The following is a 22,035-nucleotide window of genomic DNA, read 5'->3' on the forward strand; positions in this document are numbered from 1 at the left end:
GCCGCTATGCGACTTCGGCCTTCATCAAATCCAGCAATTCGTTGGCCGTGACCTTGCCGCTCAAGTCGGCGCCATCCAACAGACTATCGGCCAGGTCGCGCTTATGGCCATGCAGCGCGACGATTTTTTCCTCGATGGTTTGCTTGGCGATCATCCGGTAAATCGTCACCGGCCGCTGCTGGCCCATCCGGTGGGCGCGGTCGGACGCCTGATCCTCGACCGCCGGATTCCACCACGGGTCCATGTGGATCACGTAGTCGGCGGCGGTCAGGTTCAAACCGACGCCGCCGGCTTTCAAACTGATCAAAAACAGTTCTCCTTCGCCGCGTTGAAAGGCATCGACCCGCGTCTGGCGTTCCTTGGCCGGCGTGGAGCCGTCCAGATACTGGTAACGAATGCCGCGCCGCTCAACGTATTGCTTGATTAATTGCAAATGATCGACGAACTGGCTGAACACCAGCGCCTTGTGTTTGTTATCCAGCAATTCGTCGACGATCTCGCCGAAGGCGGCCAATTTACTGCTGGGCAGTGCCAGATCCGGGTTGACCAACTGAGTGTTGCAGCAACTGCGCCGTAATTTGGTGATCGCGGCCAGGATCTGCAGATGGCGTTGGCCGGCCGGTCCTTCCGCCGCGCTGAGCACGCGCAGACTGTCGCGGCGCAAGGCCTCGTAATAGGCGGTTTCTTCCGGACTGAGTTCAACGTAAATCGGGATTTCGGTGCGCGGCGGCAACTCCTGCAACACCTGAGTCTTGGTCCGGCGCAGGATGAAGGGCTGGATCAATTTCTTCAAGCGGAAGCGCGCTTCGGCGCTGCGTTCGCGTTCGATCGGTCCGGCGAAGCGCTGATTAAATTGTTCCAGCGAGCCGAGCAGGCCCGGATTGATGAAGCGAAACAGATTCCACAGCTCGCCCAAATGATTTTCCAACGGCGTGCCGGTCATGATCAACTTGAAACCGGCCTGTAAATTCATCGCGCCTTGCGAGCGGCGAGTGGCTACGTTTTTAATGGCCTGCGCCTCGTCGAGAATCACGGTGCCGAACTCGATTTTCGCCAGCATTTCGGCCACCTGCTCCTGCTGCAACAAGCCGTAGCTGCAAATCAGCAGATCGAAGGCTTGCAAATTTTCCAGCAAGCGCTGGCGGTCGCCGGTACCGAGCACGATAGGGTTCAGAGTCGGCGCGAAGCGGATCGCTTCGTTCTCCCAGTTGGCGCACACCGAGGTCGGCGCGACGATCAAGGCCGGTCCCAGCGGCGCGCGCTCGACCAGCAAGGCCAGACCCTGCACGGTCTTGCCCAAGCCCATGTCGTCGGCCAGACAGGCGCCCACACCCCATTGCGCCAGCCGCGCCAGCCAACGATAACCGTCCATCTGATAGTCGCGCAATTCGGCCTGAAAGGTGGACGGCACTCGCGGCTGGTAATCGCGGGACGCCTGCAAGCGCTGCATATGCGCCTGCCAATGCTGATCGGCCTTGAAGCCGACCTCGTCTTCCCAGTCTTCCAAGGTCAGCGCCGCCAGCGGATTGATGCGGACCTTCTTGCCGCTAAGATCGGCGTAGGCTTTCAAATCTTCCAGCCGGCGGCGAAATTCGTCGGTCAACGCGATGAACTGGCCGTCCTTCAGTTGCAGAAAACGGCCTTCGCGGTTGTCGAGCAAGCCCAACAATTGCTGCATGTCCAGCACGGTGTCGTCGCCGACTTTCAGCTCGCCCTGTAGGCTGAACCAATCGTTGTCGCGCTTGATTTGCAGGCTGAGGCCCTTGCCGCTGGAGTGACCCAACACCTTGAACCGCACGCCTTCCGGCCACTCCAGAATCGCCTGACCCTCCGGCAAGGCCTGGATTTGCAGCAGCAACTCCAGACAGGTTTCCGGATGATCGAGCAGCCAGTCGCCGGCGCTGTCGCGCTCGCCGTCGCCGAGAATCGGACAGGCATCCAGCACCGCCTCGGCCCGGCGTTTTTCCAAGCGCAGATTGCGCGCGGCCTGCAAGGCCTTGCCGTCGATCTCGGCCAGCACGCTTTCGCCGCCCTGGCCGGGCTGAAAATAGGCGCCACCGTTGGCGAAGGGCCGCACCAGCAAGGCTACCCGCAATCCTTCGCCATGCGGCAACAAATGTAGGCGCGGGGTCGGATCGGCTTCGACCTGCTCGGCGCTGCTGGAACTGCCGCCGATGTCGGAATGCACGGTCAGCAACCCGGAAATGCCGGTCAGGGTTTGCAACACCCGCTCCTGGGCGGACATCGGCACTTCCAAGCCCTTGGGGCCCAACACGCCGTAAATTTTGTGGTGCTCGGCGGTAAATTCCACCACCTTCAAGCGGGTCGGCGCTTCCTTGGCGATATAAAACTTTTGCTCGAAACCGGGCGCCGGCTCCAGACTGATTTTGATTCGGTCGTCCTTGCCCAATTTCTTGACCCGCAATTCCGCCTCGCCCTTAACGATTTCGACTCGAACTTCCGACGCATCGGCCCAAAATACCAAGGGATGGCCGATCAAGGCTTGCGGCGTGCCGGCGTCGAACGCGAAAAAGGTGTTGCTGCCGTACCAGCCGCTGTCGCGGTATTCCTTGATGTGGGCGCAGATTTTCAGGTCCTGGTCGGTCAGGTAATCGAAACCGGCGGTTTCCTGGGCCAGGCGCTTCAACGCCACCGCCCGGCCCTTGCTCCAGCCGCCCTTGCCCTGCTGTTTTTGCTCGCGCGGCTCGATTTCGATACGGTGATTTTTCTCGTCGTGACTGATCAGCCAAACCAGCCGCAATGCCTTGTCGCTGGCGGCCGAGTCGGGCTTTTTGTCGGCCAGCGGCAAATTCAGCAGCGCATCCAAGGCCACTTCCCAATCGGCGCGACTGACGAACAACGTGCTCAGCGCGGTCCGACCTTCCAAGAAACCCGCATCCCATTGCTTGGCGCGCGGCAAGTCGATACCGGCGAAGATCTTGGCCAGCTCCGCCGCCGGCCAGCGATAACCGTTGGCCAGCAAATGACTGTAAAGCTTCTGCTCCAACGGATCGACCTTATCGACAAAGTCGGTTTTGACCCAGGACTTGATGACCAACAACAACACGTATTGAAACAGCGACGTGGCGTGCACGCCGTCCGGCGTGCCGCTGTCGCGAAAACCGCCGCTGAGCCGAAACGGCAGCTCCAGCCGCAACAGTTGATCGCGAACCGACAGGTCGCCTTGCAAAAACTGGTTGAAGACCGCCAGATAGTGATAGATGCCTGTCCAAGGACCGCCCAGCTTGCCGGCCTGATTCAGCAAGGTCGCCAATTTGGCGCGCTGCTTGGTGTCGCCGTATTTGAGAATGGCCAGCGGATAAAACACCCCCGCCAACCCGTAAAAGTAAATGTTGCGTTGGCCGCTGAGCTTGCGAAACGCCGCCAACGCCTTATCGTAACCGGTCAGCGCGGCGGAAGCTTCGCCACGCAAAAAAGCCAGCATCGCCGCGACCGCCTGCAACTCGGGATCTTCGGTACCCCGCACCGCGCCGGCCACGCCGTCCCAGTCGCCCTCCAACAACTTCAACTCCAGTACCACCCGCGGCAACAAGGCATCCTCGCGGCCCTTGTCGGTATCCAGCAAATGCCGGTAAAGCTGTTGCAAGTCGGAGTTGGCGTAAAGATAAACCAACTGGTGCATCGCCGCGAATCCGGCCATTTCCAGTAATAGCGGGCCGTGTTGGCGGGCGAATCCGGCCAAGTCCAGCGGATTCAGAAACCAGGACAGGTATAAATCGATCGGGTCCGGAATTTTGCCGGGATAGTGATCGCCGATCTTCAAACATTGCGCGACTTGCGCGTAATCGCCGCGATGAAAAAACAGTCTGGCCTCGCGGATGCAATCGTCGACGCTGTTATAGCGGTAATAACCGTGACCGGGCGGATTATGGGTGGTAACGACGGCCGCGTAGCGTTCGAATTCGTTGTCGTCGACCATTTGCCGAACGATCACTTCCGCCAGGGCCCGCGAACAACGGGTACCGCCGGGCCGGGGGTTTTCCTCGAGCAATCCGGCGGCGATCAGCGGCTTGATCCTGGCCTTGACCGACTCGGACTTCAACACCTTGCCGCCTTCCTTGATGCCCAGACTCGCCAGACATTTAGCCAACGTGGTTAACGAGCAGTATCCGTAATACATCGCCAGCAATTTCACGATCGTCTGGTGTTCGGCCGGCAGACGGCGGTAATGGTCGAGACACTGGCCTCGTTGCGATGCGGATGTCATAACTCGGATCTAGGCAAAAGGAACATTGGAAATAAAAAAGCCCGCATCCCGCGGGCTTGGTGGCGGCTGGCCCGGCCGGATTTACAGCTTGGCCAGTACTTTGGCGATCGTCTCGCCCATTGCCGCCGGTGTCGGCGCGATCGTCACGCCCAGTTCTTTCAGCCTTTCGACTTTCTCCGCCGCCGACTCACCGGTCGAGGAAATAATCGCGCCGGCATGGCCCATGCGGCGGCCTTTCGGCGCGGTCAGACCCGCGATATAGGCCACCACCGGTTTACTCATGTTTTCCTTGGCGAATACGCCGGCTTCGACTTCTTGCGGTCCGCCGATCTCGCCGATCATCATCACCACCTTGGTCTCCGGATCTTGCTCGAAACGCTCCAGAATGTCGCGGTGCGAGCTGCCGTTAATCGGGTCGCCGCCGATACCGACCGAAGTGGACACGCCGATACCCAGCGCCTTCATTTGGTCGGCGGCTTCGTAGCCCAGCGTGCCGGAACGGCCGACGATGCCGACGCTGCCGGGAATGTAAATGTGGCCCGGCATGATGCCCAGCATCGCCTTGCCTGGGCTGATGGTGCCGGCGCAGTTCGGTCCGGTCAACACCATGCGTTTTTCCTTGGGGAATTTGCTCAGAAAGTTTTTGACCTTCATCATGTCCTGAGTCGGAATGCCGTCGGTAATCGACACGCAGTATTTAATACCGGCGTCGGCGGCTTCCATGATCGAATCGGCGGCGTAAGCCGGCGGCACGAACACGATGCTGGCTTCGGCGCCGGCCTGCTCGACCGCTTCCTTGACGGTATTGAACACCGGCCGGCCCAAATGGGTTTGACCGCCCTTGCCCGGCGTGATGCCGCCGACCACGTTGGAACCGTAGTCGATCATTTCCTGAGCGTGAAAGCTGCCGATCTTGCCGGTAAAGCCTTGAACGATGATGCGGGTGGATTTATCGATGAAAATTGACATAGTGTTTCCTTATCCTTGCGCGGCCACGACTTGGTTGCGGGCGGCGACGGCTTTTTCGGCGGCTTCCGCCAAGGTATCGGCGGTAATGATCGGCAATCCGCTATCCTCGATGATCTTGCGGCCCTGCTCGACGTTGGTACCGGACAGGCGCACCACCAGCGGCACTTTCATGTCGATGTTCTTGACCGCTTGCACGACGCCCTCGGCGATCCAGTCGCAACGGTTGATGCCGGCGAAGATATTGACCAGCATGGCTTTGACGTTTTTGTCCTGCAACACCATCCGGAAGGCTTTTTCGGTACGCTCGGCCGAAGCGCCGCCGCCGACGTCCAAAAAGTTGGCCGGCTCGCCGCCCGCCAGTTTGATCATGTCCATCGTCGCCATCGCCAGACCGGCGCCGTTGATCATGCAACCGATGTCGCCGTCCAGGCCGACGTAGCTCAAGCCGCGGTCGGCCGCCGCCATTTCGCGCGGATCTTCCTGGGTCTTGTCGCGCAACTCGGAAATTTTTTGACGGCGGAACAAGGCGTTATCGTCGAAACCCATTTTCGCGTCCAGCGCGATCAATTCGTCGTGACCGGTAATCACCAGCGGATTGATTTCGATCATATTGGCGTCCAGATCGCGCATCGCCCGGTAACAACCTTGAATCAATTTAACCGCTTGCGGCACTTGGTCGGCGGTCATGCCCAACGCGAACGCCATCTCGCGCGCTTGAAAATCTTGCAAGCCGACGGCCGGCTCGATGTGGATCTTCTTGATCGCGTCCGGGTTGGTCTCGGCCAGTTCTTCGATTTCCATGCCGCCTTGCGCCGAGCCGACCATGACGATGCGCTCGTGGGCGCGGTCGATCAGCAGGCTGAAATACAGTTCCTTGACGATGTCGGCGCCGGCTTCGACATACAGGCGCAAACATTGTTTACCGGCCGGACCGGTTTGATGGGTTACCAAACGTTTGCCGAGCAAGGCTTCGGCGGCGGCGCTGACGTCGTCGTGGGTTTTGCACACCTTGATACCGCCGGCCTTGCCGCGCGCGCCGGAATGAATTTGGGCCTTGACGACCCAGACGTGGCCGCCGATTTCGCGCGAGCGTTGCACCGCGTCTTCCGGACTGTAAGCCAGACCGCCCTCGGCGATTTTCACGCCGTATTCCGCGAGCAACTGTTTTGCTTGGTACTCATGAATGTCCATGGGTTCTCTCGTGATATTGGAAAATGTAGGTTGGGTTAGCGAAGCCTAACCCAACATTAAAGCCTTCGTGTTGGGTTAGGCCCTTAGCCTTCGCTCAGGACTTACCCAACCTACAAGAATTGAATTATTTAGTTTTCGCGGCGATCGCTTCGGCGGCGCGCACAATGTTGTTGGCCATCCGTTCGGACGCGGCGTCGATCAAACGACCGTCCAGCGCGGCGGCGCCCTTGCCTTGGGCGGCGGCTTCCTTCAAGGCTTGCAGGATACGCTTGGCTTTTTCGACTTCGGCCGGCGGCGGGGTGAACACTTCGTTGGCCAACGCGATTTGCGACGGATGGATCGCCCATTTGCCTTCGCAACCCAGCGCGGCGGCACGGCGGGCGCCGGCTTTGTAGCCTTCCGGGTCCTTGATGTCGCCGAACGGACCGTCGATCGGCCGCAGGCCGTAAGCCCGACAAGCCACGGTCATCCGGCTGATCGCGAAATGCCACTGGTCGCCCGGATAATCCGGATTCAAACCGCCGATGTTGACGGTACGGGCGCGATTGCTGGCCGCGTAATCGGCGACACCGAAATGCAGGGCTTCCAAACGGCCGCCGATGGCACCCTGCTTGGCGATGTCTTCGACGTTGGCCATGCCCAACGCGGTTTCGATCAAGGCTTCGATACCGATTTTATTGGTCAGGCCCTGCTGCATTTCCAACTGGCTCAGCATCGCATCGACCATGTAAACGTCGCTGTAAACGCCGACCTTGGGCACCAACAGGGTTTTGATTTTAGCGCCGGCCTGCTCGACCAGATCGACCACGTCGCGCACCATATATTGAGTGTCCAGACCGTTGATCCGCACCGACAAGGTGATGCCGTGGCCCTCCCAGTCCAAATCGTTGATGGCTTGGATCACGTTTTTACGGGCTTGCAGCTTGTCGTCCGGCGCGACCGCGTCCTCCAAATCCAGGAAAATGAAGTCCACACCGCTTTTCAGGGCTTTTTCGAACATGTCCGGATTGGAACCCGGCACCGCCAGTTCGCAGCGTTGCACGCGTTGCGCGTTGGCTTGGTAAAGAGTGTGGCTCATGAATCAATTCCTAAGGTTAGTGAGAGAACGGCTGTTTTTGCTGTTCCGGCAATGATTTAAATAGCCAGCCATTTTACTTTCGGGACGTGCAAAGTCAACGCTTGCGGACGGATGCGCGCACTATCATGGAGCAAACGCCGACGCCCTAGCCAGCGGTCCGTACGCACCGACTGCAGGTAGAGTAAATGGCTTAGCCTGAAAATCGTCGAATAATACGCCGGCTAGCGGTGCCGCGATGCCAGCGATCGCGAGTGACGTGGAGATGGCGGCGCCGATAGGCTTAGCGCCGGCCGGGATTTCGTATGGCCGAGGGAAGTCGAACGGGACTACTCAAGACCGACAAATTCATTTTAGGATGCACGACGAACCACGAGTCATGCCTGGGCCAAACGGCGCGCATGGCCCAGGCGACTTAAATACCCCCGGCGCTCATGGCGCGCAATTCACCACCAGTTCCTGACTGTACTGGCCAACTTCCTGGTCCTTGGACATGAACACGGCGGTGTAACGGCGCAGTTCCGGCTTGCCGGGCGTCAGCAGCGGCCGGCGATCGACGAAGGGCGAGACGGTGGCGCGGCCCAGCAACACCCAGTCGGTGTCGATGTCGCGCTGGCAATAGAGATTCACGCCATCGCTGCGGTGCTTCACAAAACTCAGTACCACCACCCCACCGGTTTGATCGTTGCCGCTCAATTTGGGGTTGGCCGTGGACAGATCGCCGGTCCGGCTGCTGCTGTCGATACCCAATTGCGCACCGATACCGTCGGTGTAATTGGCACGCGCCTTGATGCGCCGCACTTCCGCCCGAATCAGGTTTTCGGATGCTTTACGACTGTCGCTCTTATCGGCGGTCGCCTGCTTGGCGAGCGCGGCGGCATTGCCGGCCAGCCGCGACTTATCGTGAAAATCGGCGTTCGCCGCCGTCAGCGCCGCCAAGTCGGCATCCGCCACGCCGTGTTCGGGTTTCAGATTGGCCAGGAAATGGTCGAACCAGGCCAGAAAGTCGTGATCGGCGTTCGGGATAAACGTGGATTTGGGCATGTTAAATTCCTCGATGAATGAATTGAATCCGCCCACCTACTCCAGTTTCGCCACCGGCAACGCCCGCGACGAGGGTATCGGCGTTTCCATGCCGTGTTTTTATGTTGGAAACGCGTCCTTCCGCTTTCCAGTGACGTGCTTCCAAGGTTCCGTGACGTCCTTCCAACCTTCCGTGACGTCCTTCCAGCGCTCCGTGACGTGCCTCCAGCCTTCCGTATCGTCCTTCCAACGTTCCGTGACGTCCTTCCAGGCTTCCGTGTCGTGATTCTACAGCTCCGTGAAACCCGAATCGCCGGAAGCCTTGCCAGCCGTAGCCTGCAGCGGTTTTCCCCCAACGTTGGAAACACGTGTAAAAACCGTTCAGGGACGGGCAAGCACAGAGGCTTACCGCCAGCCGCGTTGAGATGCGCGCCTATTCGCTCGCCAGCGAGCTAACTTATGCAGAAAAGCTAGTGGATTAGCAGAGGCGCGCACTCCTTGAGCGTTCGAAAGAATAGTCTATAAATTGATAACAGCATAGAATAGCCACTAACGACTTCGCACGGACATTTTTCCACGCGCTATGATTGCGGCTCGTTGCGTTTGGAAAGTTAGCGGGCGGCTTACGACCCTTTGCGGAATGTCGCTCGATCTGATTAAATGGCAACAGTCTGGCCGTTACCGGTCATTGTTTCTCTGTCGAATGACAGATATACAGAAAGGAAGATCATATGCAGTTCAATAAATTATCTTGTCTAAGATCATTTTTCGGTAGATATATGGAAACCATCTGGTCAAATAAGGAGCGATAGCGTGACAAAACGAAGAACACGATTAAACGTAACGCCATCAATCAGATCAAGCAGACGCTTAGACGCTCCTTATCTGACCAGTTAGGTCCAACGAAACCCATTGAACCGCGTCCCAGATCAGGAGCACTCTTTGTCAGAAACAAGCGAACTGCCAACAGCAAAAGTGCCGCCTGCGTCAGATCTTGTTTTCGGGGCCTCCGCTGACCTCGAACGCATCGTTCGACAAGAGGTTGAGATCCAACTCGCCAAAGAGCAAAAGATATTGAAGGAATCTGTTGCCATTGCTGCGAAGATTATTGGGGCAGCGGCTGCTTTGTTCCTCGCGATATTCACCGTGTTCGGTCTGACGACTTGGCGAGACATCAAGCAAGAAGCAACGCAATTGGTAAAGAAGCAGGCAGAAGAACTAATTCAACAGGCAGACTCTGAAAGCAACATAAAGGATACGTTAAACGACCTTCTGAACAAGACCATTGTGACGTCGCATCTCGCGAGTCACACCAATGTTAACAGTCGCGAAGTCGAACTCGCATCTAACGATTGGGGACGACTGAGGGGATGGATAAAGAAGGAAGAACTTCCGTTGCAGGATTTCTTGGACACCCTGGCGCTGCTAAACCTCCAATCGGATGAACGCAAGAAGGTCGACGCCAATCGACTCATAGCCGAGATGCTAAATCCTCCTGAGAAATCCCCCTACCGATGGATCACTAAGCAGCCAGAAAAGACTGAAGCCATCCTAGCGAATTTCAAGCATAAGGATTTGGGCTCATCAGCCGTTGAACTAGTTGCCTCTGCCGCCCTCACTGATTCCGTTAAAGCTCAAGCGGCGAGGTATGTTGGCGAAGTTAGCTATGACGAGGGTGTAGAGAAATTGCTCACCACTTATCGCACCTTGCCCTGGGGCATGGCGAAGCAGAGCGCGTTGAAGACCTGCGTCGAATTGCGCCCCGATCAATCTGAGGTAATTGAGGAATTGAAACGCCTGATCGGAGAGGAGCCGCGTAGAGAAAAGATAGATACGATTGTGAATATCTTAGCCGCACTACCTCATATCAAATCGACCCTTGATTTGTCGATAAACCAAGACGAACTAAATACCCTTTCCAAGGACTTACTTCGGTACGCCGCCAAGAATGGCCTCTACTTTAATTTGGAGTACCCAAATGTCGATCTGTGGTCCAGGAGCAGATTGTCAGAAGACGATGTGGGGCCAGCCAATCAGGTGACCCCGAGGCCTTTCATTTCGTGGATGGTCACTACCTCCAAGCATTCAGCGTCTGGCGCAGGCAGTATGTCAATCCGCGAATTTCGCGAGTTTGAAACCTACTGGCAACTGCTTGCTGAGTGGGCCAGCGCCAGCGACATAGAACGGCTTCGCTCGTTTTTCCTTAGGGCCGGTTTCCCAGTTAGATCAAACCCGTCAAGCCCACAGCTAAGAGTTATGGTTTCTGCTGACTCCGGCGCATCAATAACCGTGAAGAGAAAGGGGCAGGGGCTCAAGGAGCTAGATCTCCAGTCTCTTAAGAGCGCACACATCATAGCGACTAGTGAAATTTCCGATCCTGAGGTTCGAATCACATGGCTCGACGACAGGAACCAGCCAGTTACCGCTGAAGTTGTAGGCTTTAAGGGTAAGGGCTACAAGTTCGCTCTAACAATGGTCAACGACGTGAATTAAGAGGGGCCTAACTTACGCTTGGAGGGGACGCCTAACGGCGCCCTTCAAACGTAGCGTTGATCGACTGCTCTGAGACCATAACCTTCCATTGATTTAAAGGGCGTGGTGGTCGGCTTTTGGCCGATTTTTACTTTCAGCCCGGAAGTGTGTGCTGCGGTACGAACCGCATCGATCAAGAAAGTGAAGTAGGTTGCAACGATGACAGACCAGCAACCGGCCTTATTCAAGCTTTCATCGTTACGTGAAATTAGGTGTTTATTCCGAGAATGGGGACATGAAATCGATTTGCCTAAGATAGCGGCTAGAGAATTACGCGATCGATGCGGTTGATTTTAGCCACCGTATCTACGTGCTTACGATTCTCGTCACCGGTGTCGGCAGTCCCGCAGGGTGAATCCGTGCAATTCCCTTTGCGCCATCCCTCCATCGCTCGGCAAACCGGCTTTAGCGGGCGAACCTCAAGCAGCCAAGTCCAGAATTATTAACCCGGCCCTACTGATCTGGTATTCCGCTCGGGCTGAGCTCGGCTAAGCCCCGACCGGTGCGCCCTACGACAAGCTCGGGGCGAACGGTTTTTAAGGGCCGGGTGAATAGAAGATACGCAAAAATCGGAAAATACCGGTATACCAGTCCGTGGCGATTTTGGAAAGTCATGACAATTCCAAAGCCTCCCAGTAACGAGGAAACATGCTGATGCGCCGCTTCAGGGCCAGCGGCAAGGCCTTGTGTATCCAGCCTAGCCGATACCCCAACAATTTCAGCGCGGAACGCAAAATGCATTCGGGTATGCGCCAAGTTTGCCCCAACTGCATGATGTGCTTGATCTCGGAAATCACAAAGCGCCGCCCTTCGCCGCGCGCCTTACCGAATTGGCGCTCAATCCAGTCTTCCTGCCCGTAAAACACGCCGATATCGAAATAGCGCCGAAATTCTTGCCAAAGAGAATAACTGTGCGAATGAACGACGAGAGCGTCGGCTTCATAACGGACGCTCCAGCCGGACAGCAGCATTTTAGCGGCAACATAGGCGTCTTCGCTGCCGATCACGTCGAGTGGAAATCCGCCGACCGCATCAAGGGCCGTGCGTCTGTACGCCGCGAACGAGTCGGAGCTGAAGCAAGTCTTGATACCCAAGCTGGCGGAATCGGAAAGTTTCTTGGTTCTGCTTCGCGCGGGGTAGTTGAAATAACGGGCGTGCGCTTCAAGAGTGCCGGCTTCCGGGCGCGGCAACTGCCGCCCGTATGCCACGCCGACATTGACATCCAACAACACCGCATCCCGCAACTTACGCAAACTTTCCGTATCGGCCAAGATCGCATCCTGCGTCATAAAGATCAGTATGTCCGCAGACACCAAGTGGCTGGCCCAACGCCGAGTCCCGCCATGGTTGAATGTTCCCGGCGGAATCGTTTCGACTCTAGCGCCCGCCGCTAAACAACGTTGTACGGTGTCATCCGTCGAGTGACTATCGACTATCAGCCATTCATCGGGTTGCAAAGACTGGCTCGCCAGTGCCGGCAACAGCCGATCCAAGTGCTGACTGGCATTCCAAACCGGAACAATGACTGCGGTTCGTACTAATTCAGTATTCATCTACTTACTCCTAGGGTTCAAAAATAAATTCAAAATTTCAACGACGTCTGTGATGGCTCAATGCCGGGCATTTGCGTGACGTCCAAAACCAACTGCTCGCTTCTCGCTGAATGCAAGTCGCTGCCTATCTGAATCCGTACTCCCGCTGACTTAAACGCCTCGCTCTCATCGAAAGAACTCGTGCTGTAATAGCAAGACCCTGGCGACGAATTACCGAGATCGTCGAGATCTTTGGCCAGGTTGAGTGCTTTCAGTAAGGTGATCGGCATACGCAGAGTCCCACAATTTGTTTGATTAATCTGTTAACTGCGACCTCTAATCGAGGTCATGACGACGGTGTCGTTTATGCCCGCCGGCCGCTGACGAAATCATTGGTTGAGGCGTTTCCGACCCACTTGTTAAAAACAACGCAAACCCCATGCCGATTTATTTGAAATACATAAGCAGTTGAATTTAAATAGACAAATTGATCTTTGTAGGAAAGATAAGGCTTATGACAACATCAAACCGAGACGACATGTCGTATATCTGCGATATTTCGCCCCGGTTTGTCATGACTACTGTCATCGGTGTCAAACCGCTTCGACAGGTCACTCAACCCAAACAGTGAAGGCGCGTATATTTGGGCGGCTCTATTGGCCGACTTTTACCTTCAGTCTAAAATCGCCGCGATAAATCCAATTCAATCCTGCCATGGACACACCATCCCATCCGTTACCGCCGGCTGACCGCGCTCAAACCCGGCTGTACTATTGGGTCTTGGCGGCGATTGTATTGGGTGGATTATTCGGCCATTTCGATGCGGCGCATGCGGTGGCATTGAAGCCGGTCGGCGACGGTTTTATCGGCTTAATCAAAATGCTGATCGCGCCGGTGGTGTTTTGCACCGTGGTGCTGGGCATTGCAGGGGCGAGCGACATGAAGAAAGCCGGGCGCGTCGGCTTTAAAGCCCTGGTGTATTTCGAAGTGGTATCGACTCTTGCATTGGCCTTGGGTGTCATAGTGGCCAACGTGCTGCGGCCGGGCCAGGGCTTTAACATCGATCCGGCCAGTCTGGATACGCAAGCGGTGGCGGGGTTTGCCAAGCAGGCCGGTCAACAAACCGTCGCCGAGTTTTTCTTACACATCATCCCCAAAACCTTTACCGACGCCTTCACCGGCTCGGGCGATTTGCTGCAGGTGTTGCTGGTCTCGGTGCTGTTTGGGCTTGCGCTGCATAAAATGGGCGAAGCCGGGCGTTTGGTGCATCGCTTTGTCGAGGAATGCGCCCATCTATTCTTTGCGATGATGAATGTGGTCATGAAATTGGCGCCGATCGGCGCGGGCGCGGCGATGGCCTTTACCATCGGCAAATACGGCATAGACGCCTTGAAACCCTTGGCCGCGTTGATGGGCTGTTTTTATCTGACCTGCGCGCTGTTTGTGGTGCTGGTGCTGGGCGGGATAGGTAAACTGATCGGTTTCAACATCTTCAAGCTGCTGCGTTACTTCAAGGAAGAGTTGCTGCTGGTGCTGGGAACGTCTTCGTCGGAATCGGCACTGGTGCCGTTGATGAATAAACTGGAGCGCTTGGGTTGTTCGCGGTCGGTGGTCGGCTTGGTCGTCCCTTCCGGCTATTCCTTTAATTTGGACGGCACCAATATTTATCTGACCCTGTCGGCCTTGTTTATTGCTCAGGCGTTGAATGTCGATTTGAGCTTGTCTCAGCAATTGACCTTGTTGTTGGTGGCGATGTTGACGAGCAAAGGCGCCTCCGGCGTGACCGGCGCCGGCTTCATTACGCTGGCCGCGACGCTGGCGGTGGTGCCGGCGGTACCGGTGGCTGCCTTGTCGCTGATCTTGGGCATAGATCGCTTTATGTCGGAAGCCCGCGCCTTGACCAATCTGATCGGCAACGCCGTGGCAACCATCGTGGTGTCGCAGTCCGAGCGCGAGCTGAATCAGGCCCAACTGCGAGCGGAATTGGAGGGCGGCGTTCGCGGCTAGAGCCGCCGCTTAGCCTGCTTCAGCCGGGCGCCAAACGCCGGTTTTTCCTTCGGTAGAAGTATGGTCTAGCGCCGATTTTACCGAATCGCGCCTTAAAATCTCCCATCTGCTACGGGCGTTGAGAAGAGCGGGAACGAAGCCGAAGCCAAGCCTGGAAACTAGACCGCTCCTTGCGTAGAGACTTGCTCAAAACCCGCTTCTGTGGCACTATCCGGCGATTTTTCACGAAACAATCAATCCCTTTAAGGAGTCAGCAGATGGCGGGTCGCAATCACCTTTTTGTCCCAGGTCCAACCAATACCCCACACGAAATCTTGAGCGCGATGCACGTGCCGATGGAAGACCACCGCTCGCCGATCTTCCCCAAGCTACTGGCGCCGATTCTGGAAGACCTGAAAAAAGTGTTCCGCACCGAAACCGGCCAATGCTTTGTGTTCCCGGCCACCGGTACCGCCGGCTGGGAAGTGGCAATGACCAACTGCTTGAATCAGGGCGACAAAGTGTTGATTTATCGCTTCGGCCAATTCGGCCATTTGTGGGCGGAAGCCGCGCGCAAATTGGGCTTCGACGTGGAAATCCAGCAAGTCGAATGGGGCAAGGGCATTCCTTTGGACCACCTGGAAGCGCGCCTGAAAGACGACAAAAACCACGAGATCAAAGCCGTTCTGGCGACGCATAACGAAACCTCGACCGGCGTCACCAGCGACATCCCCGGCGTGCGCAAAGCGCTGGACGCGGCCGGCCACCCTGCCCTGCTGTTCTCGGACGGTGTCAGCGCCATCGGCAGCATCGATTTCCGCCAAGACGAATGGGGCGTGGACGCCAGCATCGCCGGTTCGCAAAAAGGCTTTATGCTGCCGGCGGGTTTGGCGATTTTGGGCTTTAGCCAAAAAGCCCTGGCGGCGATCGACAACAGCAACTTCCCTCGCTCGTTCTTTTCGCTGAAAGACATGGCGGCCTCCAACAAGGATGGCTACACCCCTTACACCCCTTCCACGCCGATGTTGTACGGTTTGCGTAAAGCGCTGGAATTGTTGCTGGAAGAAGGCATGGAGAACGTTTACGCCCGCCACTATCGCTTGGGCGAAGGCGTGCGCCGCGCGGTAGCAGCCTGGGGCTTGCAAACTTGCGCCCAAGCAGGCTGGGCTTCGGATACCGTCACCGCCATCGTGGTACCGGCCGATAAAGATGCCCGCCACGTGATCAGCACCGCTTACAGCAAATACAACATTTCGCTGGGCGCCGGTTTGAACGAAGTCGCCGGTAAAGTATTCCGCATCGGCCATGTCGGCGACATGAACGACGTATCCTTGCTCGGGGCGATTGCCGGTGTGGAAATGGCGATGCTGGACAACGGTTTCGATATCAAGGCCGGTAGCGGCGTCGCGGCCGCCGTCGAGTATTATCGCTCGACCGCCAAATAAGTCGGCCACGCCTGGGCGACCGAATCGCCGCCCAGGTTGTTAACATGGTCAGGCGATGTTGCCGGTTGCGGAATGTCGCAACCGGCACCAAAACGCGACAACACTGCACCAAAGTACAACCCACTGCCGGACTGGCGCCAGCTCAGCCGACACGCGATACTGATAACAATCAATAACTTATAAAACTGGCACCTGAATTGCTTGATGCTTTGCAACGTAAAACAGGAGCATGCCATGAAACTCAAGCAGTTATTGATAATGCTGTTCGTCGTTACACCCGCGATTACCCAATCCCGCGCCGATTCCCCGTACAGCTCGTTCGCGCCGGAATTCGCCGACACCGTACACCTGCCAGACCAATCGGCATGGCAAGCAAAGTCCAGCGGCTGGACTGCCTTCTGCGCATCCTCGGCCTGCCGCGGCGAAGACTCGGTGTCATACTTGCCGAAATCGTCCGCGCGAACCGGCGTTCCCGCCGGAGCAACCGGTCGGTCCTTTGAAGTCGATTGGTTCGATTACCCGGCCATCAGCAGCGGTGCCTGGGCCTTACTCCCGGATTTCAGTTACCGCCTGACGATAGCCGAGTCGGCAAACCCGCCTCGCCAAAACCGACTGGCCGCGCTACCCAATTTGCCGATTGCTACCGCCTGGTTCGGTTTAGGGAGCTTGCTGGGCTGCCTGGCCTTACAGCGCAGGCGCTACCAAACTTCGCGAAGCCATTAAGCTTCCTGTAGCCCCCGAATGCGCTGAGCGCGGGGCAATGGCGACTAATGATAGGTAATGGGCCATAACACCCACGAGGTTTGCGGGTTTCTAAGCACCTGTTAAAGCTAACTCAAGCTCCGCGGGCTTCGTCAGCCGGACCGACCGAGGTTATACTGAAGACTTCTCCAGTAAACTCAAGGTGTCCCGCATGCCCAAGCCCAAGGTATTGATCAGCCGCCGCTGGCCGGCCGGCGTCGAAGCGAAGTTGCTCAGTCTATACGACGTGACGCTGAACCCCGAGGACCAGCCTTTGGATGCCGACGCATTCCGTGGCGCCATGCAAACATACGACGCGATTTGTCCCAGCGTCTGCGACACCCTCGGGTCCGACATTCTGAATGCCGCCAACCGGCGTTGCAAAATCATCGCCAACTTCGGCGTCGGCTACAACCATATCGACATCGATGCCGCCCGCACCAACGGCTTGGTCGTCACCAACACGCCGGGCGTTTTAACCGAAGCTACCGCGGATATCGCGATGACCTTGCTACTGATGTCGGCGCGGCGCGGCGCCGAGGGCGACCGGCTGGTACGGAGCGGGCTATGGAGCGGCTGGTGTCCGACCCAAATGATGAGCAGCGACGTCACCGGCGCCACGTTGGGCCTGATCGGCTTCGGCCGTATCGCTCAAGCGATGGCCCGCAAGGCGCACCACGGCTTCGGGATGAAAATCCTCTATGTCAAACCCACTCCCGCCGATCCCGAAGTGGTCGACGATCTGCATGCGGAACGTTGCGCCAGCATCGAAGAGCTGCTGCCGCGCTGCGATTACGTCTCCTTGCATTGCCCCGGCGGCAATCAGACCCGTCATTTGATGAATGCCGAACGTTTGCGACAGATGAAGCCAACGGCGCATTTGATCAATACCGCGCGCGGCGACGTGGTCGATAGTCGCGCCTTAATCGACGCGTTGACCGAAAAACGCATCGCCGGCGCCGGCCTGGATGTCTACGAAAACGAACCGCATCTGGATCCCGGCTTCTTGAAGCTGGACAATGTCACGCTGCTGCCGCATCTGGGTAGCGCGACGATCTCAACGCGAACGGCGATGGGGGAAAAAGTGCTGCGCAATCTGCAGGCGTTTTTCGCGGGAGCCGAACCGCCGGATCGGGTCGTCTAAACGCTGGCCGCCGCGCCGACTCCGTTTAGCGACTTATTATTGGCAAGCCTCGATCGCGGTGGCTTGGAACGTCAAATGTCCGTGCAAATTGGATAGGTTAAACGTACCCGGATTAGTGCCGTAACCTTGGGCACCGAGCGCGCCGGACGCGGCAATGATGTAATTGCCTGGCGCCAGTTTAATGGTCAAACTTTCCAAGGTGTCGTTGGGATTATTGGAGAAGCCATCGGCTGGATTATGCGAATTGACCGCCGCGACGAAGGACACCGCGCTCCAATTACCCGCTTGGTTGCCGCAGCCCCAATTGTCGAGCGCGTTGAATTGGCCTATGTAGTTGCCGGGACCAGATGCGGTGGTATTCCGGTAGGCCGAGGCGATTCCCTGCGCATCCCGCACGGTACCGGTATCCAGCGCGCTTTGCACCTTGCCGACGCCGAACGTCGTCGGATTTAAGCGTTCGCTGGAGTCGTCGTGAGTTTGGTAATTCATCACGCCGCGAAACACGCTAAAACCGTTGTCGATATAGTTTCCGTCGGCGTCGTTGACATTCCAGGTGATCGTCACCAACGACGCCTTGGCCAGCCGAAAATTAAAGAAATCTACCTTATGAGTATCGCCCAAGGTGCCGATAGGCCCGGTCGCCAAACTATGGGTACCGTCGCCCCAGCCCCAGTCGGTGACATCGTCGACATCGACGGTCGCGCTGCTAAGATCCGCATCGTAATGCACGTTACTGAAGGTACCGACACCGGTGTAAGACTGGTAGGTGCCGTTCCAGTAAGCCGGATCGTTTAGCGGCCGACCGGAGGTCGTATTCAAGGTCACCCCCGGTCCGGTGACGGATGGATTCGCGCCGTATTGCGCCGTGGACTGGGTCTTGCCGGCCACCGTTAAGTCGCCGATTTGCGCCCCTTGATTCAAATCGTAGTACTCGACATGCGCAAGCGCCGGCGTCAACGATCCGCTCGCGCCAAGCCACAAACCCAACAAAATTCTAGATACGTTGGCGCATCCGCGATGCCGCCCTTGTCTGCCATCGGAATCTAACACGGTATTCTCCGTTCTTGCTTCATCATCGTTTACTTGCAAACAGCCCGCTCGGGCCGGCATTCGATCGGCCAGCCACTGCCTCAAAACATATAGTTCCAGCGCGCCGAAAACGCGCCGGTGCGCTCCAGCTGATAACCGTTGACATAATCCTGAATCGGCTGCAGCCATTCCAAACTGAAGGTATGCCCGGCGAATTTGCCGCCCGGCACAGCCACCTGAAGCCCCAAACCGATGTCCCAGTAATGGCCGCCGGAATTTTGCGGGTAATCGACGGTGGAGGTCAGATTATGCGCCAGTTGCGTAGTCTGGCCTTGCAGCAAAGCGGTCGGATTCAATTGGTATAAATCGCCCTTCAGCTTGTTCTGTTGGGTGTAAACGCCTCGTACCGTACCGGACAGCCAAGGCGTGACTTTGTAGCCGGCCCAAGTCGAACCCTGATAGGTATCGCCGAGCGCATAACCCGATTTGTTTTTATCCTGCAAGCGTTTGACCGCGCTAAATTGAGCGCCCCAGAACACGTCGTCGTGCTCGCCGGTGTAGGTCAGCGTCGGCTTGAAATCCCAAGTACCGCTGCCCGATTGCATGCCGTAATCTTGCAAGACCTTGATATTGGCTTGATAGAAATGATCCGCCCCCAGGCTGTCCGGCACGTTGACCGTGCTCAGCGTCGTATGCGGAATCGCGACATTGCCGGTCGGCGCGCTAACGCCGATACCGGCGTGCAGATGGTGGGCCGTGTCGTCGAACAGCTTGACCAGCGCGATCAACGAGGTATCGCCAAGATCGAACACGGTGTGATGCATGCCGGCATAAAACGAACTGGTATCGGTGACGTAATGCTTTTCGGTGTAGGTCGAGTTCGGCGTGTAGTTCGCGGCACGCAGGTCGTCGCTCATGGTCATATCCATGTCCATTAGCTGCGGCATCACCATCAAATTCAGCCAGTCGGTCGGCGCATACATGATGTCAAGCATATGCATGCCCATATGCATCGACGCCGGCTTGACCAAACAGCCGTTGAAGGCCGGTACGCCGGAACCGTAACCGGGGCAACCGCCCGCGACGATTTGGGCGTCGGATACCGCCTGGCTGCCGTGCAGCATGGTGCCGGCTTGGCCGTTGTACATATACATGTAGCCGACCATGACATCGTCGGCCTTGGGCATCATATGCCCGAACATCACGCCGGCCGGCACCGGCGCGCCGTGATGATGATGGTGGTGATGCGCATGCGGATCGCCATCGCCAAACAAGCTGTCGATCAAACTGCCGTCGCCGCTCAGTAAACTGCCGGGCGCCGACAAATTGATGTTGACGCCGGCGTGGGCGAGATAGTAGCTGTAGTCCGCATAATCGCTGCCGCCGCCTCCGCCCAGCTTGAAAGCGCTGGCACGCTGGTAATATTCGAAGCCGGCTTCCAATTTAACCGCCTTGCCGATTTGCTTGGACAGTATCACGCCGCCGCTTAATGCGCCGAACCCCGATAAGCGAAAATCGCTGGAATAGAAGCCGTCGGCCCGCGGTGCCAAGTAATAAGGCGCGAAGAAATCGGCCTTAGATTGCGAGTAATAACGAACGCTGGGCGTCACCGTGATGCCGAACGGCAGCGATTGCAACCATTTCATCTCGAAGGTATGGGCGTCGATTTTCCAATCGTCGTGGTAGTAGCGGTAATCAAAATGCAGCGCCGCATCCAGCGCCGGAAAGTAATGATTGACGCCCCCCGAAAACGAAAACAGATTGCGCTGACCCGGCCGGTTTTCCCTGAACAATTCCGGGCCGACGATTTCCAGCTTGCTGATAGCCTTCCAATCGATTTCGGAATTGGCCCCGGTATTCGACAAGGCCAGATATTCTTCCGGGGTGATTTCACCGCGCACATAAACCGTCTTGTAGGCATTACTCAGAAAGCCGGACTGGTGCGTGAACGAGCCGGCCAAGTTCAGCAAGGTATTCTTGTCAAGCACGTGCGAAATCGCCAAGTTGACGCCGTGAAACAGGCTGTTGGCGTTCAGACTGGAATAATCCGTACAGGTACTGATTTCGCAATCGGCCGGGTGAATGTGGCCCAGGCCCAAGCCGGACGGGGTATGGGAATGCCCGCCATTGCGAAAAATCGCATTGCGAGTAACCGAATATCCGCCAGACACGGTAGTCAGTTTGTCGTTGAATTCGTGACTGAAGTTCAGGCTACCGAAGTTGGACTGAAAGTCCGGCTCTTCGGACTGACCGCCGGTAATGCCCAGCGTGGTGTCATCGAAATAGTATTTGAGCCCCAAAACCGGCTGGGTTCGCGTTTCCAGCGGCTGGGTCTGAAACCGCTGCACGGCTTTGTCGTTGGCGGGTATGAAATTGTTTAAGGCCGCGTCGAAACCCGCCAAGCTGGCGATCTGTTGATTGTTGGCCAATACATCTTGCGGAATGTTATTACCGTAGATCGCCGCATCGGCGTCGTTCAGCGACGTCAAAATGCTGTTATAGGCCTCTTGATAGAACGACGAAGTTTGTAACAGACTCTCCGCGCCGGACAAGGTGGCCGCCGAAACCGCCGATGCGGCGGATACGACGTCCGCGTAGTCCTTGCCGTTTTCGGTGGTCTTGATCGCTACCGGCTGGTTGGTCATCGCCGACGGCAAACTGTAAGCCGGCGACGCGCCGGTGTAGGTGTCGCGGTCCAGGCTAAAGTTGAATTCCAACCGGTCGTTCAACGGAATAAGGCCATCCGCGTGAAAGATCTGGACGTTCATCCGCCCGCTGCTTTCCTGATAATAACCGTACTCGGTATTGCCCTCGGCCTGAGTGGAAGGCACGCCAGCCGCGCAATCCAGCCCCGGCAAACTCAACGCGGCGGTCGTCAGAGCCGCCAGCGCCTTGGATTTTTCAGTACTAATTACAGCCACAACCGCCTCCCGATCCTGAACGGCCGCCTTGCGCGGCTTCCCTGCTGGTAAAGATATGGTCGCGGATGTGATTCAGATTGGGGTTCGGGTCCAACGACATAATGTCCTTGGCCATCACTCCTCGTTCCCACGGCGCCACGTCCGCACAAGCTTGGCAGCCCAGCCACGCTAGGGCCAGGTACGCCGCCCGCTTTAATTTCCGCTGCTTATCCATGAATA

General features: G+C 57.1%; 16 protein-coding genes. 5 read left to right on the forward strand and 11 right to left on the reverse strand.

Annotated elements, in window-relative coordinates:
• Window positions 1-4 precede the first annotated feature (4 nt).
• From ACQE3E_RS16350 to ACQE3E_RS16370, 5 genes are all read right to left on the reverse strand, one after another.
• Window positions 5-4,228, reverse strand: a complete 4,224-nt coding sequence (locus ACQE3E_RS16350; RefSeq protein ID WP_313729719.1) for a DEAD/DEAH box helicase — start codon at window positions 4,226-4,228, stop codon at window positions 5-7.
• 81 nt (window positions 4,229-4,309) lie between these two features.
• On the reverse strand, window positions 4,310-5,197 hold the full coding sequence (gene sucD / locus ACQE3E_RS16355) for a succinate--CoA ligase subunit alpha (RefSeq protein WP_064024975.1): 888 nt from the start codon (window positions 5,195-5,197) through the stop codon (window positions 4,310-4,312).
• A gap of 9 nt (window positions 5,198-5,206) precedes the next feature.
• On the reverse strand, window positions 5,207-6,388 hold the full coding sequence (locus ACQE3E_RS16360) for a malate--CoA ligase subunit beta (RefSeq protein ID WP_064024974.1): 1,182 nt from the start codon (window positions 6,386-6,388) through the stop codon (window positions 5,207-5,209).
• Between the two features lie 124 nt (window positions 6,389-6,512).
• The gene (locus ACQE3E_RS16365; protein WP_064024973.1) at window positions 6,513-7,466 is read right to left on the reverse strand and encodes an HpcH/HpaI aldolase/citrate lyase family protein; all 954 of its coding nucleotides are present in this window, start codon (window positions 7,464-7,466) and stop codon (window positions 6,513-6,515) included.
• Between the two features lie 429 nt (window positions 7,467-7,895).
• Window positions 7,896-8,507 carry a hypothetical protein gene (locus ACQE3E_RS16370; RefSeq protein WP_064027690.1) on the reverse strand — a complete coding sequence of 204 codons (612 nt, stop codon included), beginning with the start codon at window positions 8,505-8,507 and terminating at the stop codon, window positions 7,896-7,898.
• 921 nt (window positions 8,508-9,428) lie between these two features.
• On the opposite strand from ACQE3E_RS16370, the gene ACQE3E_RS16375 reads away from it, so the two are divergent.
• Window positions 9,429-10,979 carry a hypothetical protein gene (locus ACQE3E_RS16375; protein WP_313729718.1) on the forward strand — a complete coding sequence of 517 codons (1,551 nt, stop codon included), beginning with the start codon at window positions 9,429-9,431 and terminating at the stop codon, window positions 10,977-10,979.
• A gap of 44 nt (window positions 10,980-11,023) precedes the next feature.
• On the opposite strand, the gene ACQE3E_RS16380 is transcribed toward ACQE3E_RS16375, so the two are convergent.
• The 3 genes from ACQE3E_RS16380 to ACQE3E_RS16390 all read right to left on the reverse strand — a co-directional run bounded on the left by ACQE3E_RS16380 (window position 11,024) and on the right by ACQE3E_RS16390 (window position 12,840).
• Entirely contained in the window at window positions 11,024-11,206 is a 183-nt protein-coding gene (locus tag ACQE3E_RS16380) for a hypothetical protein (RefSeq protein WP_313729717.1), read from the reverse strand.
• Between the two features lie 423 nt (window positions 11,207-11,629).
• The gene (locus ACQE3E_RS16385) at window positions 11,630-12,571 is read right to left on the reverse strand and encodes a glycosyltransferase family 2 protein (RefSeq protein ID WP_313729716.1); all 942 of its coding nucleotides are present in this window, start codon (window positions 12,569-12,571) and stop codon (window positions 11,630-11,632) included.
• Window positions 12,572-12,600: 29 nt separating this feature from the next.
• A complete protein-coding gene (locus ACQE3E_RS16390; RefSeq protein ID WP_313729715.1) occupies window positions 12,601-12,840 on the reverse strand; it encodes a hypothetical protein in 240 nt (79 codons plus the stop codon).
• 424 nt (window positions 12,841-13,264) lie between these two features.
• On the opposite strand from ACQE3E_RS16390, the gene dctA reads away from it, so the two are divergent.
• The 4 genes from dctA (at window position 13,265) to ACQE3E_RS16410 (ending at window position 17,866) form a co-directional block, all read left to right on the forward strand.
• Window positions 13,265-14,557, forward strand: coding sequence for a C4-dicarboxylate transporter DctA (gene dctA, locus ACQE3E_RS16395; protein ID WP_427500855.1), 1,293 nt, complete (start codon window positions 13,265-13,267; stop codon window positions 14,555-14,557).
• Window positions 14,558-14,814: 257 nt separating this feature from the next.
• A complete protein-coding gene (locus ACQE3E_RS16400; RefSeq protein WP_071160900.1) occupies window positions 14,815-15,981 on the forward strand; it encodes an aminotransferase class V-fold PLP-dependent enzyme in 1,167 nt (388 codons plus the stop codon).
• 234 nt (window positions 15,982-16,215) lie between these two features.
• Complete coding sequence (locus ACQE3E_RS16405; RefSeq protein ID WP_427500856.1) at window positions 16,216-16,704, forward strand: hypothetical protein; 489 nt, start codon at window positions 16,216-16,218, stop codon at window positions 16,702-16,704.
• A gap of 190 nt (window positions 16,705-16,894) precedes the next feature.
• Complete coding sequence (locus ACQE3E_RS16410) at window positions 16,895-17,866, forward strand: 2-hydroxyacid dehydrogenase (RefSeq protein WP_313729712.1); 972 nt, start codon at window positions 16,895-16,897, stop codon at window positions 17,864-17,866.
• A gap of 36 nt (window positions 17,867-17,902) precedes the next feature.
• Here the strand turns inward: ACQE3E_RS16410 and ACQE3E_RS16415 are convergent, their stop codons facing one another.
• The 3 genes from ACQE3E_RS16415 to ACQE3E_RS16425 all read right to left on the reverse strand — a co-directional run bounded on the left by ACQE3E_RS16415 (window position 17,903) and on the right by ACQE3E_RS16425 (window position 22,030).
• Window positions 17,903-18,916: a hypothetical protein gene (locus tag ACQE3E_RS16415; protein ID WP_313729711.1), complete on the reverse strand. Its 1,014-nt coding sequence runs from the start codon at window positions 18,914-18,916 to the stop codon at window positions 17,903-17,905.
• 80 nt (window positions 18,917-18,996) lie between these two features.
• Window positions 18,997-21,816 carry a DUF3570 domain-containing protein gene (locus ACQE3E_RS16420; RefSeq protein WP_313729710.1) on the reverse strand — a complete coding sequence of 940 codons (2,820 nt, stop codon included), beginning with the start codon at window positions 21,814-21,816 and terminating at the stop codon, window positions 18,997-18,999.
• Complete coding sequence (locus ACQE3E_RS16425; RefSeq protein ID WP_064025112.1) at window positions 21,803-22,030, reverse strand: DUF4266 domain-containing protein; 228 nt, start codon at window positions 22,028-22,030, stop codon at window positions 21,803-21,805. Before ACQE3E_RS16425 ends, ACQE3E_RS16420 begins: the two co-directional genes overlap by 14 nt.
• Window positions 22,031-22,035: the final 5 nt, after the last annotated feature.

The organism is Methylomonas sp. MED-D, from assembly GCF_050276835.1.
GTDB lineage: Bacteria > Pseudomonadota > Gammaproteobacteria > Methylococcales > Methylomonadaceae > Methylomonas > Methylomonas koyamae_A.